This window comes from Jeotgalibaca sp. A122 (assembly GCF_052266715.1).
In the GTDB taxonomy this organism is placed as follows: domain Bacteria; phylum Bacillota; class Bacilli; order Lactobacillales; family Aerococcaceae; genus Jeotgalibaca.
The window spans coordinates 251,314-270,801 of sequence record NZ_JBQPRB010000003.1 but is presented as its reverse complement, the minus strand read 5'-3'; the positions used below and the strand labels follow the sequence as shown (position 1 = coordinate 270,801).

Below are 19,488 nucleotides of genomic sequence, written 5' to 3'. Positions count from 1 at the left end.
CAAGTATTTTGTCTGAATTTGGGAGCGGTAACATTTAGGTCGGAACTAGATTTATTTTTTTCTCAGTCTAGTTCCGACTTTGCCTCTTTGCTCGGAACTTAAACGATTTAATTGTGCTTCTAGTTCCGACTTCAACCGCCATCTCGGAACTAGAACTCATTTTTCCCCGCTCTAGTTCCGAAGCGCTTTGAAAATACCCCTTTTCGAAACCATCCCCCCGCAAAACCGATACAACCGGTCCACTTCCGGCACACACCCGGGAAATAATATGTCCAATTCCCGCTTCGTCCGCTTCAAAGCATCCCCTTTGGCCTCAACCATCCCACACTTCCCGCACACCACATACTTATGGCTCTTCTCCACCATCACGCGCCGACACCCGGCACATAGCATCCCCTTCCCAACCTCATCCCACGTATATGCCACCTTCAGCCGGTACGGATTCTCATCCGAGTGACACGCCACAATCCGCTGCGCCGCCCGTTCCTCCCACTCCGTCAACACGCCCGCCGCCCGCCTTACCCCGGCCAAATACTCCGGAATCTGCTGCGGCAATACAATCGGCATCTCCGCCTGCACCCCATAAAGCGTCATACCCGGATTCACAAACACCAGCCGCGTTTCAACCGGCAACGAAATCCGCTCCCGCTCCAACATCCGGCCAAATAACCGCCCAGCCCGTTTCAACTGGTCCAGCGGATCATTCACCAACCCCTCGAACCCGCCAGCCCCGACCGTATGCCGCCCACTCCAATTCTTGACGTCCAGCAAATAAATCCCACCCGCACTCACCAACACCGTATCGATCTGGCACACCTGATTCCCGGCCAGCACAAAATCACCAATCCGCACCACACAATCATCCAAGCCGGCCAATTCAACATCCAGCCCCACTTCCCCACCAAAACCCGTCCGCATAAAACTAAGCTGTCGCTCCAGATCCGGCGCCAACCTCACCCTTCCCTCCAAACTTTCCAACACTTCCATCTCAACCGGCTTTTTCCGAGCTTTCAACAGCATATTTATCACCTCATGTATATATAAGCAAAAAAACCCGAAAACCATTTTTTTGGAAAAAAAAGAAGCGAGAAACTCACTTTAGAGTCCTCACTTCCCCATTACGCGTTGTCCCAACCGTGGCAATGTCACCCCGGCCAATACACCATTTTCCACATAGCGGTACCAAAGAACCGCCATTCCAATTGCAAAAACCGGCGAAACCAGTAACGCCGTCAACGGCTCCATCACTTGCCCAGCCAATGTCACAAACAACACAATCGAAGTGGTATGCGTCAAATACAAACTAAATGAAATCCGGCCCAAGAACAACAACAACGGCGACTTAAAGACGCGCGTCCAAAATGGCGATTCAATGATGGCCACCGTTACCAAAACCAAACCGGCTGCCGTAAACAACAAAGCGGTACGGCGGTCAATACTATCACCAACAATCCACTGGAACGGCACCAAAATCAAGGCACTCGCCAATACCCATTTCCGATCACGATAAAACGTCCGAACCTGATCCAGATGTTTCGCCAAAACAGCCCCTACCAAGAAGAACAGGAAGTAAAAAGCCGCCCGACCGAGCGTTCCTGCGAAGTTCATGAAAACCCAGCTCACTGCCAAGCTTACCGCCACCACATCCCCGGTTGGGAATTTCCTTAAGGCGACACCCACAAAAGGAATGACCAATGCCACCCACCATTCCAGGATGATACTCCAAAAGGCGCCTGCCGACGTATCCAGATCGTGTTCCATCATTAACAATTGCGGTCCCACTTCGGGAACTTCACTCCATTTGACATTAAAAGAACCACTCAAGGAAATGGAGTCTTTCAGATGACCGAACAACACAATCAAACCAAATGTCACCAACAAAATCGCCCAATACGGCAACACCAACCGCGTGAACCGCTTCTCGACAAAGCTCCCGAAACGGACATCACGCCCTTCGATATAAGGCTTGGCAATCACGAAGCCAGCGATCAAATAAAACACCACGACCGCTTCATTTCCCGCCCATAATATTTTTAGCGGACTGGTCGTGAACCAGCGCCAACCTTCATTAATAAATTCAAACTTACCGGCTGCATAGCCTGCTGGGGTCCAATTAATAATGTGAAATATCAATACTACAATTGCCGCCAGCCCGCGCATGCCATCGAATATTTCGATTCGTTTATTTTTATTCATATTATCAACCCTTCTACCCAAGCATAATAAAGGATAGAACCCTTTAAACTCAACTAAAAACCTCTTTTGTCACCAAAAAGTAATAAAAAAAGCCAAAATTCTCAAAAAAGAGCATTTTGGCAATCGAATGGACTTATTTGTTTTTTTCGAAAATAAAGACTTTCTCGATGATATAACCCGTGAAGAATAAAACCAAATCCACCAATAATTTAATTGGTGTTTCCGGGAAGCCCGTCAAACGATAAAGTACCGCTACCAAGAAAGCGGAAGTCAGCATTTCGGCCAACACCAACCCAAAATACTTCAGGGCCGGCATCCGGTGGCTGTCCTGGTTTTGGAAAACGAGATATTTGTTGATTGAATAATTAACCACTGACGATACCACCCGGGAAACAACCGTCGCTAATAAAATCCGCAAGTCACTATCTAAATGACCCAATAAAAAAATCATCAACTGGAACAAACCAATATCAACCAAAAATGATGAGAAAGAAGACATCAGATATTTGAAAAAAGTCTGGAAAAGAACAAATAAATCGCGCCAAGTTGAGCGACTCCTGGAAGCTCCCAAACTCGACTCCAAATGAATTTCTTCTATTTCTGACTTATTGCGCACTGCCGAAATCAAGACATGAAGTGCGTAATCATGGCGTTTTAACCCTTCCAATATTTCAGTTGGAAAGGCCAGAAGTCCACTCCGTGCATCGTGTATACGCCGGCTGTGGATGAACCAAAAAGTCATGCTGAAGGTGCGGCGCCCGATTGATTGATCAGGTTGATAACCCAGATAAATCTTTGAGGGATCAGCTTGCAACGCTTCAACCATTACTTTGACATCCGAAACAGTATATTGTTTCGCAACATCTACCGTCACAACGCCCAGGTAATCCTGACGATTTTTTAAAGACATAAAATAAGCGAAACCATCAGCTGAAACAGCAACCTCAAATTCAGCCAAGTCTTCCAGCATACTATCATCATCTACGACAACCAATACCCGCTTCATCCACCCACCTCCCTCATTTCCAGTATAACATCACAAAAGCCGGCTTCCAAAAAGGAGGCCGGCTTTTAGGTGATACGATTCAGTTTAATTATTTTTTATTGCTTAACTTTTTTCGCACAATAATGATTGCCCCACTAACAAGAGCCAGTACCAAAGCAATTATTTTTATTACAGGACTATTGCTCTGTTCTTCATTCGAAGTTACAGCAGCAACTTCGATAATCGTTTCGTTTACATCTTCTTCTGAAGATTCATTTGAGTCTTCAGTTGTTTTAACCTTTGTTTTTTGTTTAGGTTTCGATATTTCAGATGCCGTAACTTTATTCACTGCTACAGTCTCGGCTGTCTCTGCAATTTTTTCATCTACACTCGTGACTCGCTGTGTGATAGAGTTGTCGTTGTCGGTAAAACTCACCACTACTCCCAATCCTTCGTTAGAACTGTTCGTGTGGGTTGTTGTGCCAATACCTTGATCTATCACAGCCATTATTGGCGTTTTAATTGGTGATTTAACTTTAGTGTCTCTTTGGTTGTCCCTTGTAACTGGTACCGAAGATATTTCAGCGTCACCTTTTGTTTTGATGACTGCAGCAGCTTTGACTCCAACCTGAATAATTTTATCAGTAGGTAAAGTCGTCACATTATTTGAGATGACTTGACGGTCTGTTTCGATGCCATTTACATAGGTCGTTCTTTCAATAATTGTACGAATACCTTCTTTACCTTCCTGAGACATTTGTTCAGTGCCTATCAGCAAATCTGAGTTATTAACACGCACAACTTCAAATGGAATTGCTTCGTTGCTGGTCTCTTCTGCGAAAACGACTTCTTTGGTACCGCGCTCAATCACTTTATTAACCGGTTGAGACGTAATCGTGTTGGATATTTCTAAGCTTTCTATTGCAACACCAGCTAGCCACGTAATCTCTTCAACAATTGTACGCACCCCATCGACACCAAGTCTTACTACTACTTCGGTTCCCTTTTCCAATTCTGCGTTAGTGCGATATTCGGTTTCAAAGACCACACTTTCCGTTCTAGTCTCTGTTTTAACAATTTTTGCGGTATTCTCGATTGCCAAAGCTTTCGTACCAACCTGAATAATTTTATCAGTAGGTAAAGTCGTCACATTATTTGAGATGACTTGACGATCTGTTTCGATGCCATTTATGGAAGTCACTTTCTCAACGACGACACGCACCCCGTCGGCACCTTCTTGGGAGACATATTCGGTGCCAGCAAGCAAATCAGGATTCTGCTTACGAACAGTTTCAAAAGAGACAACTTCATCGCGTGTTTTTTCTTCGTAAACGACTTCTCGGGTGCCACGTTCAATCACTTTGTTAATCGGCGCTGTCGTAATTGTATTAGCTGATTCAACCCGTGCTGTTTCAACACCATCCACATATGTCACATCTTCTACAATCGTTCGAATACCTTCTACACCTTCAACCAAGACATTTTCCATCCCTTTGTCCAAGTTCGGGTTTTCTCGATATTCCACTTCAAAGGTGACAATTTGCGTGCTCGTTTCAGTTTTAACTTCCGTCACAGAAGGACCGATTCTGATGACTCTGTTAATAGCAGCTGTTTCTTTTCTCGTAATGTCGGGATTAATCATCTCTCCAGTTCCTTGATGTACTTCATAAACAGTTGTAATCTCTGCAAACCCATCTTTACCTTCGCTGACAACCACTTCTTCTCCAGGCGACAACGCATCGTCATAAATGTATTCGATTTGGAAAGGCAGGATTTCCGACGTTCTCTTGATGTTCCCGACAGAAATTTCACTATTTATTGGTGTTTCTGATCCACCTTTACCACCTATTATTTCACCCAATTCCCCGGTTTCTTGATTGACAGCGTAACTTAATACATGTAAGAAGGAGCCTTCTTTCCCTTCTTTAATTGTGACCATTTGATTAAATTCCAAGGTCGGATCGGCATGATATTCTTTACCGACAGGTATGGTTGCAGATATCCGTAATGTATTACCAACCTCAATAATGCCATTTTCCCCACCCGCTTGTTTAGAACCGAAAGCAAGCTCAAGATTCGCGACATAGATACTACCTAATGGAAAATCTTCATCACTTAAGTCAGGTCGCCCTTCATACTCTGGATTATCAGATATGAAAAAATTCAAGTCTATCGGAAGGTCGTTATTGGTATATTCATGATAGTTATCATATATGTCAGAAATCTGGACTGCGTAAAGAGAATGCATCCCTTCCTCCATATCGGCTGGTATATCAATATATGCAGTCCCCACATACGAGCCTGATTCATCGGCCTTCACGAAATTATCAACCCATACGACCATTCCATTCCCCCAGGCATGATCCGTATTTGTGCTAGTAAATAAGACAAAAGCTCCACTAACACCGCCTTCATCATACGCCTCAATCTGGACTTGGATTGTATCTCCTGGCCTATATGACTTTTTGTCCAAGCTTACATCCAATAAGGTTGGGGCTTCGACATCCGAATTTTCTGAAACATTAAAGGTAACAGCAGCATCCTTCACATCAATATAAGAATGGTTACCATACGTATCATACAATTCCAAGCCATAGACCTCATAAGCATTATCAGCAGCATCCAGTCGGAACCTAGCTAATCCTTCGTATTCACCCTTTTCATTCAAAACAAAGTCATAAATATATGCCTGTTGCATAAATACTTCGTTCTTACCTTTTTCATTGATGTATACATAGCCACGGTCAACTGGGCTTTCATCGGAAACTTTTATAGTCAGAATTATCTCCTCACGCGCCTTATAGTCTGCTTTTTCTGGGATAATGGTCAGCAATTCCGGACCGGTCTTATCAGGATTTTCTGTCATATTGAATGAAGCAAATGATGGTTCATAACTTATTGTGGTGGCATTACCATAGATGTCTGTCGCCTGACTCTGAGATAAATAATAGGTCATATTTTCCTCATACACCTTGAACGTGCCTGTACCTTCATATTCGCCGTTCTCATTTAATGAAAAGTCATGAATCCAGACACCAGCGTATTCTGGATAGCCCCATTCGGTCAGTACGTCCGATTCAAATATAAGCTCCAATCTCTCAATTTCACTCTCATCCGTAACAACAACGGTGACCGCAACTTCTTCCCCGCGCATATAGGTGTCCTTACTGGTCGAAACAACCTTGACGACTGGGCTTTCTAAATCTGTTGTGCCCGTATCCACGACATTGAAGGAAACAACCGGCATTGTGACAACACCTGAATCGGAATTTGTGCTGTTTCCAGCGGAATCATAAGCATAAAATTCTGTAAGTCGATAGGTATTATCGATTGTATACAGCGGCACTATCATAGTCCCTTTACCAATATAATTCCCGTCCGCATCTTTTTCAAAGGTATCCACTGACAGATAGAAGCTTCGATTTGACTCTTCCATTTCATCTTCGAACTTCAACGACAGGTAGTCTATGCCGGTCTCATCTGCTACTAGAACGTTGACCGCAATTGTCTCACCTGGTTTGTAATTTTCCTTGTCCGTCGTGATACTAATGATTTCCGGACCAACCATATCAGGCGTGCCATAGACGGTGATTTGATTATCAAAGATATTCACATCGATGTTAGTCGTATTCCCATAGATATCATAAATGGAACCAGAAGCTATTTGATAAGTTGATTCTATTTCGAAATTGCCTTCGTACTGTTCCGTAATCCGAAATGTGCCCTTGACTACATATTCCCCTAGCTCATTCTTTTCAAAATCAGAGACAGATACACTTTTCCATAATGCATTTCCCCACCTATCAACGGAATCATTCATAAAGTCTAAAGATATATATTCAACATCATTGTCATCCGTAGCAACAACCGTGACCTCGATTTCTTCCCCGCGTTTGTAGGTATCCTTGTTGAATGAGATAGACTTTATAACCGGTCCCTCATGGTCGGTAACACCGGATTCGACGATATCGAAAGTGAAATCCTGGATAAATTTTGCATGTGACATAGGATCGGAATAAATATAGTTATTAAATTCATCGTATCCATATATATTCACGATTCGGTAGGTATTATCCACAGTATAGTATGGCAAATCCAGCATAGCTTGGCCGACATAGTTTCCGGAATCCATCTTTTCAAAGTTATCAAAAGAAACAGTGAGTGTCCTATTTGAACTACCAAACTCCCCTTGGAATTCCAGGGATAAGTAAGCGACTGCACTTTGATCCGCGACTTCTACTGTAAAAGCAGCTCTTTCGCCGGGTTGATAGTTTTCTTTATCGGTTTTAATGGAAATGATTTCTGGACTCTCAACATCTGGTTCGCCGTATAATGTAACAGTTTGGGGGAATGCATCCGCCGGGATTTCAGTTCTGTTCCCGTAAATATCGTATGTGTATCCATATGAAAGGCTGTAAATCGTTTCTTCATGGTAGTTCTCTTTATTACTATCAAAGATACGGAATTTTCCAACACCCACGTAGTCACCGTTTTCGTTCAAAGCGAAGTCATAAATCGAAACATTTTCGTATTGCTGGTTTCCCCATTCATCGGTTTCATTCGTTTGGAAATCAAGAGATACATAATCCATGTCACTCTCTTCTGTAACGACTACCGTAACCGCTATTTCTTCCCCGCGTTTGTATGTTTCTTTATCAAATGAAATCTCCTTAACCACGGGACCTGCAAAATCGTCTACGCCCGTTTCAACTACATTGAAAGCAATATCAGGTATATTCCCCGATTCATGATCTACATAATTGCCTTTAGAATCCGTTGCATAGTAACTTTTTAGTTTATAGGAGTTATCAACTGTGTTCCAAGGAATTTCAATCACATCATTGGCAACATAATTCCCCTGCTCATTCAGTTCAAAATGATCCAACCACAAATTGAAGCTACGATTTGATCCTTCCAGTTCATCCTCAAAGTACAGTGAAATGCTTTCTACACCGTTCTCGTACGCTGCAACGACCGTCACTTCAACCTTCTCGCCAGGTTTATAGTTCTCCTTATCAGTTGTGATTTCAAGTATATCTGGACCAGCCACGTCGGGCACGCCATATAGTGTCAGCTCGTTGTTGAACAATGTACTGTCCAAATCCGTAGAATTCAGATAAATATCATATGCCATCCCGCCTGATAACCGATAGGAACACGTATTTTCGAAATCCATACTGTCAGCCTCATGAATGCGCATTGATCCTACACCCACGTAGTCTCCATCGGCATTATGTTCAAACCCGCTTACCCACACACTTGCCCATTGTGGATTTCCCCACTCATCAGTAGTGTTGGATTCAAACCACAAAGATACTGATTCGATATCACTCTCATCCTCCAGGACAACCGTTACCTCTATGGTATCCCCCCGCTGATATTCTGTCTGGTCGAGTGTTACCGACTTAAAAACAGGTCCTGAAACATCGTCCACAAAATTAGCTTGAAAAGGTTCTTCAACTAATGATGGTGTTTGAATATCCGCATCGATGACTATCTCATGGACACGTTCAGTATTTTCTAAACCATTATCCGTAATTTCTTCCTCTACTTCCAATGTCTGGCTCTCAGTTTGCAATGATGTGTCTTCAATTACCTCATGCGTTAACTCACTCTCGATAACTGGCAAAACCTGTGAAACGCTATCATTAATCACAGTCGTTTCTTCACTAATTTCATTTTCTTCGTTTATTACCTGGTCTCCTATTGGCGTTTCTTCCACAGACGTATTGTCATGTAATTCAACTGCACTCGCTTGTGAAACATTCACACCAAACATAACAGCCGCTATAGCAACACTCGAGACACCTGTTTTTAACTTCCGAATACTGTACACGTGCTTTTTCTCCATCTGACATCCCCATTTCAAAAAAATAATCGCGAAATATTTTTAAAGAAAATAAATCAATATGTATATAAAAGTTATCTTAATTAATAATAGTATACCGATCAAATTTAAACAAGTTCATTTTTGGATGTTTTCTCAAAAAAAAACAACAGAATCATTTTCTGTTGTTTTTCTCTAATTATTTATGGGATCGCCGTATTTCGTAACTATTCTATCCAAATTTTCCTTGATATAAAATTCCATCCCATGACCAACATCGTGGCAAAAACTTTCGATAAAATATAGAAAATCCCTGCTATTTCGACAAACAGCCACATGAATAACTGGTTCAGACCTAGCCCAACTACTGACAATACCACGAATATCATTAATTCTTTGTGTTTTTCATTTGCTCCAAACCGGCTGTTAAAAACATAACGCATACTTGCGAAGTAATTGAATAGGGTTGAAACGATAAACCCAATAGCGGCGGATGTCAGATAATGAACGCCAAAAAACTCCGTCAAAATTGTTAAAACGGCAAAGTCTATTACCGTTGCGACTACGCCTACAATGCCAAATTTCATCAGCTGACTCAAAAGTCTATTCATCGCGTTTCAATTCCTCATCCGTCTCTTTTAGAATATAAAGGGGGCGACGCTTGGTTTCCAAGAACGTTTTGCCGATATACTTTCCAAGTATCCCCAACGACAACAATTGGATTCCGCCCAGCGCCAGGACAATTACGACCAAGGAAGTCCATCCCGAAGTCGGGTTCCCGAAAATTAGGGTACGGATTGTGAAAAACACCGCCATCAACAAGGCCACCACAAATGTCACAAATCCGACCACCGATGCGATATCCAACGGTGCCTCGGAAAAGGCTACAATCCCGTCAATCGAATACTTGAACAAGCCCCAAAACGACCACGATGTCTTCCCAGCTGGGCGCTCAACATTGCTGTATTCGAGGTACTTCGTCTCGAAACCGACCCAGGTAAAAATCCCCTTAGAAAAGCGATTGTACTCCGTCATCTCTAGAACTGCATCCACCATCCGCCGCGTCATCAAACGGTAATCCCGAGCACCATCTACGATGTGGTTATCCGAAATATGATTAATTACTTTGTAGAATAGTTTCGCAAAAAAAGATCGAATCTTTGGCTCCCCTTGTCGATCGACCCTTTTTGTTCCCACGCAATCATAATTTTCATTTTTTAATATCCGATACATAGCTGGTAGCAACTCCGGGGGATCCTGCAAATCTACATCCATGACTGCAACAAAATCACCTTTGGCATATTTTAATCCAGCATACATAGCCGCTTCCTTACCGAAATTTCGGGAAAATGATAGGTAACGAACGCGCGAGTCTCGCTCTGTTAAAACACGCAAACCTTCCAACGTCCGGTCTTTTGAACCATCATTCACGAAAATCAACTCAAAATCAACCATATGTGTAGCTCCCATGATGCCACTCATTTTGTCGTAAAATAAAGGAATCATCTCTTCCTCATTGAAACAGGGAATGATGATGGAAATCAAATCTTTCTGCAAGCCAATCAGCTCCTAAACAATTCGCTCTTTTGTTATCTATTATACATGAAAAAAGGGAATCTCAACCATCACGGAGATTCCCTTCCTCTAAGCATGCTTACGCACTTACGTCTAGATTTCTATTATAAAAGTAAAACTGATTTTTAGTAAAATCCTAATTTTTTGCTGTGATTCTTTCCGGTCGTTATATCGTACAATATCAAATCTAATTCGTTTAATAAAACTTGCGTTGATTGTTTTAATTCTTTTCTGGTATTCTTTATCCCTGTTTCTCTCTCCAAATAGAAGTTTTTTTCAAAAGCCGGTAAAGCCTTTTCCAATCTTTGCAATAATGCTACATATGGTGTAATTTTTGTATCAGTAATGCGAAGCACATTATTGATAAAATAAAATGGGCTGATAGTCCCCAAATTATCTGATATTTCTGAAAAATTTGAATATATGAGCAGAGGGGTCTCATGCATAGAACGATAGCCATTCAAAGCCTTAACGTCCTCATTGAACAAAGATGGCAAATGGTCGCCCCAGAAAATTAGCAACACTTTCTCGTCGAAGTTTTCTAATTTGTCTATCAAATCGGCAACGGCAATATCACTGTATGACATACCTTTCAAATAATGACGAACTTCTTCATTATCTTCTGTACCATCAACTTGAAACTGAACATTATCGTATTTATCTGTATAAGCCATATGATTTTGCATCGTGACAAGGTGAATAAAATCTCTTTTTTCAGACTCAGTCATTACCCCCATCAGTTCATCATAAGATGATTGGTCTGAAATATATGGACTACGATCAATCGTTTCAGAATAGGACATATCATCTTTAAAAATCAATTCATCAAAGCCCATTGCATTATAATTATCATAACGCTTATACATAGTAGAGTTATGCGGATGGATGGCAGTTAATTGATGACTTTCGATTAAAAAATCGGTAATAGACGGTAATTGACCTATCTGTTGACTTAAGTGAATATAGGGAATCGAAATGTTACCATTTAATGGCTCTTGGGGAATACCTGTAAGGGCCTCAAATTCGACATTCGCTGTTCCCCCACCATACACTTGTGATAAAGCATATCCGTGTTGTCCTGGTAAATCACGATACAGTTCTAACGAGTCCCCACCATCAATAGTGATGCCTTCCAGGCGATGAATATCCGCGAATGTTTCATTCATAATGTAGATGATATTTACATCTTCCAAAAGGCCAACCCTATTTTCATTAACCAAATCCGCTTCTTTTGAATATTTATTATATATTTCCTCTATTCTTTCTTGGCTGTAACCCAATGGTTTGTCTAGGGCCGGTGCCTTCAGATTGTAAAGCAGCCCAGCAACAACACCGTTTTTTGTATAATTATCACTTTGACTATAAGAAATCCAGGATACATAATTATTAAAAATAGCCTTTACTTTATTTCCGGGTTGATTGAAATTATAAACTTGGAAAAGAAGCAAACTCGTTCCTAAAATTCCTACGAAACGCAACAAAGGTCGCGGAGTGCTGCTTCTCTTTCTTTTAAATAAATAAAATCCTATCGAAACTATCGTAAAAAGCAAGACGAAAATAAGTATCAGTAACAACCGCTTGTCTACAACGTCAAGAAAAAAAGTTGCATCTTTTAAAAATACTATATCTGAAGGATACAAGGGTTCTCCTCGAAGTTGCTGTTTTTGACTAGAAGCAAATCCAGCAACTGATGCAAAAACAATTAATAAAAATCCTGCTATCACACTAGATCTAAAAATTAACCCTAGCCAAGTAAAAATGATGAAGACTAATAGGATACCCAACATGGAGAGCTTAGTGTTTTCTTTAATAAAAACAGAAACCTGTTCAAAATTATTTCCGAAGTGAAAATATTGAAGAATAAACACTACAAAAAATGATACAGCAGCTCCAAATACCCCAGAGGTAAACAATGAAATAAAAATTTTTCTCACATTTGAATATTTTGTTCGGATTATTTCCACCACCAAAATTTTACATTTATTTTACAATCAAACATTAATTTTTTCAATGACATAATAAGGACTCGAACGACATCGTTCGAGTCCTTATAGTTGCAACTTGATTACTTACTTAATGCTCCTGTATCGATCCAACCGATGTTCTTACCATCAATTTGAATCAATCCATAGCTTCCTTTTCGTGTTGTTTTTTCTTGAATAACCCTTACGTCCTTACCTACGTATGAAGTGTAGTTATCAATAGGTTGGTACTGCAGTGTTCCCCACGGTTGTGTATTGATTGACCACGGTAACGCAACTTTTGCATTATAGTCTACATTTCGTGTACTCAATACAACATAACGAGATATACCCGTAGTATCGATCCAGCCCAATACGTTATCTCCAATTTGGAGTTTTGCATACACCGCTTTTTGAGTCATGACTTCTTTTTGAATTTCAAAGTCCTGTCCAACATACGTACCTTGGTTATCCACAACTTCGGAACCCGCAGTTCCCCACGCGGCCGTATTGATGGACCATGATTTCGTCACTGTTGCAGCATAACGGATATCGCGTTCATAAGTCACACGCAATTGGTCAATCCCTGTCTTGTCAATCCAACCGACCTCCTTACCATCTACGACAATCAAGGCATATGTGGATTTATCGGTTGTTTTTTCCTGGATGACTTCAACCATCTTACCAATATAATTTCTTCCATTCGCGACTTGTGTTGCACCGGCAGTCCCCCATGGCGCTGAATTAATTGACCAAGGATGGATTACTTCAGCCAAGTAGCTCGTATCCTTGGTTGAGCGAACTGTGTAAAAAGAAGAAAGCGCTCCTTTGTCAATCCAGCCAATATTGATGCCGTTTGTCTGTAGCAAAGCATAGGTACTTCGTTGAGTAGTCTGTTCTTCAACAACGCGCACGGTTTTTCCTAAGTATGAGCTCCCATCATCAACCAACTGATATCCTTCGGTCCCCCATGGTTGGGTATTGATGGACCAGGCTTTAGAAACTTTGGCTTCATAATCTACCGGCGTTGAGGAGGATACTGCTAATTTTTCAATACCCGTAACATCAATCCAACCCAGTTCTTTTCCATCTAGCTTAATTAGCGCGTAAGAAGATTTTTCAGTGACTTTTTCTTGGATGACGTCAATATTTTTTCCTATGTATCCTTTTGCACTCGTTATCTCAGTCGCTCCCAATGTACCCCAAGGTTGGGTATTGATGGACCAAGGGTGAATGACTTTGGCAACATAATTAACATTGTTTGTCGCTAGTACACTGTTATAGGCAGATAAAGCACCTTTATCAATCCAGCCAATTCCTTTACCTCCAACTTCGATATAGGCATATGTACTTCTAGATGTAACTTTTTCCAAAGTTACTTTCGCATTTTTCCATATGTAATTGGAACCAGAATCCACTAAGGTATAATTTGGAGTCCCCCAAGGCTGGGTATTGATAGACCAGGATTTAACTATTTTTGCGTCATAATTGACTGATTTTGTTTCCAAGACATTATGGATGCTTAAATCAGATTTTTTTACAAAACCTAATTCTTTTCCATTCAAGGATATCCGTACAAAAGTGTCGCTTGATGTAGCTTGTTCCAAATCAGCAGTGACTGTTTTGTTTAGGTAAGATTTTGTATTTCCAATTTCAGTCGCATCTGAAAGACCAGCAGGTTTAGAATATATTGGAGTGGCTATCTTTAAATCTGCTGCATAACTCACGTTTACTGAGGAAATAATCTGGGCACCTTGGGATAAAGCCCCTAAATCAATCCATCCAATATTCACTCCGTCCAACTGAATTAATCCATATGTTGAACGTTGGGTAGTTTTCTCTTCAATCACTCTCACACCACGGTTTAAGTATGACTGATCATTTGCAATCGTTACATATCCTCTTGTCCCCCATGGTTGCGTATTGATGGACCATGGCTTTGCGACAACGGCATAATAATCAACTTTTTTAGTCGATAATACTCTAAGTTCATCCAAGGCACCCGTATCAATCCAGCCAATGTCTTTACCTTTTAAGTTGATAAGGCCATAGGTTCCTTTATCCGTTTTTGCTTCTCGAACAACCACCAATTCCTTGTCGTAATAAGCACTCCCAGTAGCCACTTTTTCAAATCCTTCGACACCATACGGAAGCGTATTGATGGACCAATCATATTTAATAGTTGCTCCATAGTTTGTAGGTGTATTACTGTGTATCACATAATTGGCATCTGAAACAGCTTGTTTAAGAACGTATCCTAGAGCTTTGCCATTTACGGAAATATGCCACCAAGTTCCTAAATCGTTGATTTTTTCTTTATTTATGGTTACTTCCTGATTAAGATAACTATTCGTACTATAGTTGATTGTGCTATTTGCGGACCCTTTTGGTTGTTCAAATATTGTATAACCTGATCCGGTTAAAATGCCTCGACGTTCTAAATTCTGTTGGCTTGTGATTGGATTCGTGATCTTGACGTGGGTATCATACTTTGTCAGACTGTAATAGTCAATCGTATCATTAACTTTTAAGTTGTACTTTGTATCGGTTGCGTAACGGCCTGTCAGCCACTCCGTTGCATCGAGATGGGAAGCAGTATTTTCAACCCAAGCTCCACGATAGTAGCTAGGATCCCAACTTACACCATTTCGGATCTTATCTGCATTATCAAGAAGTGATTCTGCATAAGATGGATAGAGGCGGAATGGTTGCACAATCCAATAAGCATTACCGAATCCATCGTCTTCCCATGTCAACATATTAATTGTGTTCCCATTGTAGGAACCTTTAATACCAAATAAATTATTTCCAGATACTGCTAACGCACTTTTCCCATGTCCTGATTCATGAATTGCTTGTGCAATTATCACTGAGGCATAAATATTATTTTCGGTGGCAGCTTTTTGAGCACCTGGAGCAAGAAAGGATATAAATTCCTCAGTGTTGGCAAAAGTACGTGTTTCCTTATCTATATTTGAATAATTGTTGAACCCATTTACAGATAGAATCTGTCCTACAGAAATAAGATTGGTATTCTTGATATCATTCCATAGTACCAGCTTATCAACTGTAACCCCGTATTCTTGAGCAATCAGCTTTAACGTCTCACCAGAACGAACATAGTGGTATTCTGTTCCCAATGGGGTCTTAGCAGTGGTTGTAGAAGTAGTGGCAAAGGTGCTGAAAAGTTGTATTTTCGGTTGCTCCGTTGTGTCTGGGGTAGCAACGACATCTGCCTCGCTAGGTTCAATCACTTCTTCACTCGTTGCTTCTTCAATAACTTCGACAGCCATTTCTTCAGATTCTGAAGAAACACTTTCTAATATTTCGGCTTCTTCGGATGTTTCCGGGACTATTTCTATCGGCTCTTCAATTTCAGCCGCTTCTTCAGGAGAATCCGCTGTCTTAACAAGAACGGACACTGTCTCTTCAGCCAAAGGGCCGCTCTCTTCTGATTCACTTTCCGGTTTTTCGTCAATTAAAGTCTCTTCTACCTCCGGAACAGATTCAATTACCTGGATGGTTAAAACAGTATCTGGCGCAAATGGCTCCACATCCAAGGAGAACCTGCCCTCCGCATCAATTACGTCTGTATATATAATTTCATTATTTATTAAAACCTGGATGATTTGATTATTATAAATCGTACTTCCGCTGATGATTTCAGAATCCTCATAGATATCATCTATCACTAAAGGGTTCGTTTCAGCTTCTGGTATTTCAACTGGATGGCTAACTTCTACTGGGGCATCAGTGATAGTATCGGCTAGAACTTTTCTATCATTCATTACGGCCGATAGGATGGCTATACTAGACATTGTGACCAAAACATTTCTGGTACGCTTGTTGTAAAATGACATTCTTTCCTGTTCCTCCTGGGCATGTAATATCGAAAAAAACATAATGATATTAGATAAATATTTTTCCACAAAAAGTATATCACAAATTTACTAACTTGAATCAAAATCCTAAACTTTTATTAATTTAGATTTAGATTTTTTGTCGAAAAATTGAAAAGAGACCAGCTCCCTTTAGGGAGTTGGCCTCTTAGTAATCACTTGAAATAATTGTCTATCCCATTTACAACAGCTTGTGCCAGCGTATTTTGATAGTTTTGAGATGTCAGTCTGTTTAACTCCGCCTGGTTACTCATGAAACCAAGCTCCAGTAAAACTGCTGGTATAGCTGTTTCACGCAGTACAGCAAATGTATCTCTACGTACTCCGCGGTCATAAGCACCCGAACTTTCTATCAAGGATTCATGAATTGAATACGCAAGTTCAGCACTTTCTTGAATTCTAAATAAATTATTATGCATCAAAGCATTTATTTTTGGTTGGTAATTGGAATCGTATTCGTAGTAAAATGTTTCGATTCCATTAACAAACGTGTTTCCTGGCATTGCATTATGGTGAACGCTCACGAATACATCAGCATTCGTTTCATTCGCTAGTCTAGAGCGTTCCGTTTTGTGATCGATAAAAACATCACTTGTACGAGAAACAATGACATTGTAACCTTTTTCCTCAAGTAGTTTTTGCATTTTCAAGGATACTTCAAGATTTATCCGTTTTTCTTGGACACCGTAATAAGATGCACCTGGATCGAATCCACCATGACCAATATCCAAAAATACTGTGTAATTACCAGTGATTGGACTTGAAACTCCGCCTAGGTCAATCCAACCGAGGGCAGCACCATTCAAAGTCAACAAACCATACGTCACACCCCTAGTGGTTGTCACTTCTTCGATGACTCGGACTTCTTGACCGACATAGGAACTATAATTTGGAATAGCTTTGTAACCTTCTATTCCCCAGGGTTGCGTATTGATTGACCATGGTTTCGTAATTTTGACTTTATAATAAGTTGGTTTTCGACTTGTAATTTTGTAAGCATCCAATGCTGACTTGTCAATCCAACCGAGGTCTCTACCATTATGAGTCAGATAAGCATATGTTGCTTTTTGAGTTGTTTTTTCTTCAGTCACCACTACTTCTGAACCGATATATTCACTTGAACTGGCAGAAGTTTTATATCCATATGTACCCCATGGCACATTAGTTAATGCCCATGGTTTGACTAATTTAGAAGCATATTGGACTACATGTGTGCTTTGAACGCTAAGCGGATTTAAGCCAGTCACATCCATCCAACCAATTTCAACACCATTCTGGGTTAATAAACCGTAAGTTCCTTTAGGTGTCACTTTTTCTTGTAAAATTGAAACATGCTTACCAACAAACTTCGAAGAATCTGCAACTGAATAAGAGCCGGCCGTTCCCCATGGTTTCGAATGAATAGCCCAAGGTTTTACAACGATTGCTTCATATGCTGTATCCCGGGTTTCAAGAACGGTCAAAACAATTTTTAGAGCTCCTTTGTCAATCCAACCCAATCCGTTTCCATTGTGGGATAAATATGCATAAGTAGCTTTTTCAGTAATTTTTTCTTCTGTAACCTTTAATTCCAACCCTTTGTAATCATTTGCATTTGCAGTATGGTAATAACCTCTTGTCCCCCACGGTACATTCGTTATTGACCAAGGATGAACGATTTGCGCAGAATAATTGATGGTTTCTGCTGATAATACCTCTAGTGGTTTCAAGCCAGTCGTATCAATCCATCCCAATTCATTTCCTTTATAACTGATTAAAGCATACGTTGCTTTTGGTGTTACTTTTTCAGCGATAATCGATACATTTTTGCCAAGATATTCTACACCTTTGGCTGATGGATAGGAGCCGATTGTACCCCACGGTTGCGTGTTGATTGACCATGGATTAACTATAGTTGCTTCATAGTTAATTGCTTCCTCACTTAGAACAGGAATAAAAGTCTCGAGTGCACCTGTATCAATCCATCCTAATTGTGTTCCATTATATGTGATAAGAGCGTAGTTACTTTTTCCAGTTTTTGCTTCTTGGATAACCCGAACACTTTTACCCAAATAACTTTGGTAGTCTGAAATTAATTCATAGCCTGCCGTTCCCCAAGGTTGGGTGTTAATAGACCAAGTCCGCGTAATTTTTGCATCATATAAAACTTCGTTGTAGGATTCTACAACCAAAGGGGATAAAGCACCTGTGTCTATCCATCCTAATTCAGTTCCATTATTAGCTATCAATGCATATTTAGCTTTGGCGGTTTTTGCCTCTTTCAGGACCGTTACATTTTTCCCAATCAGCTTCGTTGCATTTTGAACGAATTGCGCATTGGGTGTTCCCCAAGGTTGCGAATTTATCGACCAGCCATAAAGAACTTTCGCCTCGTAATTAATAGGTGTTTCTTCCATAACAAACAAGGTTTCTTTGAGAGCTCCTTTGTCTATCCATCCAAGTTCGATTCCATTATGGACAAGCAATGCATATGTTGCCTTATCTGTTTGTTTTTCCTGAATAACTTCGACATACGCATTAACGTAACTACGATAGTCAGCAATCGGTTGATAGCCCTTTGTTCCCCAAGGTTGGGTGTTAATGGACCAAGGCAAGTTAATCTGAGCTGTGTAGTATACGTCAGTGGTACTATTTACCGTCAAGGGAGCAAGCCCTGTTGAATCAATCCAGCCAAGTTCCACTCCATTCAAATATATAAGTGCATATGTTGCTTTGGAAGTTACTTTTTCCTGTACAACTGAAACATGTTTCCCCACATATTGTGAATAATTCGGAATAGGGAATGCGCCACTAGTCCCCCATGGTGCCGTATTAATCGACCAGGGTTTCACAATCATGGCTTCATAGTTAATAGCGGTTGTAGAATGAACGGTATAATAACTATTTGTATTCGTATTGACATCAGTGGCATTTGCGGTTGGCATTTGAAAAGTAAAAAGTGATAAAGCGACAAAAAGACCTAAAGCTTTTTGCTTCAATTTATTAATCATCTCCTTTAAAAAACTATTAGAATTATATCACAACCCTTTTCACAAGGAATTTCTT

At 40.6% G+C, this 19,488-nt stretch carries 9 protein-coding genes; all 9 read right to left on the bottom strand.

Features of this window, described 5'->3' with window-relative positions; all coding sequences use genetic code 11:
• Positions 1–171 precede the first annotated feature (171 nt).
• Entirely contained in the window at positions 172–1,020 is an 849-nt protein-coding gene (locus ACTU7M_RS05390; RefSeq protein ID WP_443473355.1) for a nuclease-related domain-containing protein, read from the bottom strand.
• A gap of 87 nt (positions 1,021–1,107) precedes the next feature.
• A complete protein-coding gene (locus ACTU7M_RS05385; RefSeq protein ID WP_443473354.1) occupies positions 1,108–2,196 on the bottom strand; it encodes an acyltransferase family protein in 1,089 nt (362 codons plus the stop codon).
• A 133-nt stretch (positions 2,197–2,329) separates the two neighbouring features.
• Positions 2,330–3,202, bottom strand: a complete 873-nt coding sequence (locus ACTU7M_RS05380; protein ID WP_443473353.1) for a GtrA family protein — start codon at positions 3,200–3,202, stop codon at positions 2,330–2,332.
• Positions 3,203–3,290: 88 nt separating this feature from the next.
• A complete protein-coding gene (locus ACTU7M_RS05375; RefSeq protein WP_443473352.1) occupies positions 3,291–9,032 on the bottom strand; it encodes a G5 domain-containing protein in 5,742 nt (1,913 codons plus the stop codon).
• A 203-nt stretch (positions 9,033–9,235) separates the two neighbouring features.
• Positions 9,236–9,619: a GtrA family protein gene (locus tag ACTU7M_RS05370; RefSeq protein ID WP_443473351.1), complete on the bottom strand. Its 384-nt coding sequence runs from the start codon at positions 9,617–9,619 to the stop codon at positions 9,236–9,238.
• Positions 9,612–10,565 carry a glycosyltransferase family 2 protein gene (locus tag ACTU7M_RS05365; RefSeq protein ID WP_443473350.1) on the bottom strand — a complete coding sequence of 318 codons (954 nt, stop codon included), beginning with the start codon at positions 10,563–10,565 and terminating at the stop codon, positions 9,612–9,614. The genes ACTU7M_RS05370 and ACTU7M_RS05365 overlap by 8 nt, the downstream gene beginning before the upstream one ends.
• Positions 10,566–10,708: 143 nt before the next feature.
• Positions 10,709–12,517 carry an LTA synthase family protein gene (locus ACTU7M_RS05360; RefSeq protein WP_443473349.1) on the bottom strand — a complete coding sequence of 603 codons (1,809 nt, stop codon included), beginning with the start codon at positions 12,515–12,517 and terminating at the stop codon, positions 10,709–10,711.
• A gap of 131 nt (positions 12,518–12,648) precedes the next feature.
• On the bottom strand, positions 12,649–16,404 hold the full coding sequence (locus tag ACTU7M_RS05355; protein WP_443473348.1) for a GW dipeptide domain-containing protein: 3,756 nt from the start codon (positions 16,402–16,404) through the stop codon (positions 12,649–12,651).
• A 194-nt stretch (positions 16,405–16,598) separates the two neighbouring features.
• Entirely contained in the window at positions 16,599–19,421 is a 2,823-nt protein-coding gene (locus tag ACTU7M_RS05350; RefSeq protein ID WP_443473347.1) for a GW dipeptide domain-containing protein, read from the bottom strand.
• Between the last annotated feature and the right edge of the window lie 67 nt (positions 19,422–19,488).

Bases quoted from the DNA above. Each gene is read 5' to 3' on its own strand.
- ACTU7M_RS05390 (WP_443473355.1), bottom strand. From the start codon at position 1,020: ATGCTGTTGAAAGCTCGGAAAAAGCCGGTTGAGATGGAAGTGTTGGAA.
- ACTU7M_RS05385 (WP_443473354.1), bottom strand. From the start codon at position 2,196: ATGAATAAAAATAAACGAATCGAAATATTCGATGGCATGCGCGGGCTG.
- ACTU7M_RS05380 (WP_443473353.1), bottom strand. From the start codon at position 3,202: ATGAAGCGGGTATTGGTTGTCGTAGATGATGATAGTATGCTGGAAGAC.
- ACTU7M_RS05375 (WP_443473352.1), bottom strand. From the start codon at position 9,032: ATGGAGAAAAAGCACGTGTACAGTATTCGGAAGTTAAAAACAGGTGTC.
- ACTU7M_RS05370 (WP_443473351.1), bottom strand. From the start codon at position 9,619: ATGAATAGACTTTTGAGTCAGCTGATGAAATTTGGCATTGTAGGCGTA.
- ACTU7M_RS05355 (WP_443473348.1), bottom strand. From the start codon at position 16,404: ATGTCATTTTACAACAAGCGTACCAGAAATGTTTTGGTCACAATGTCT.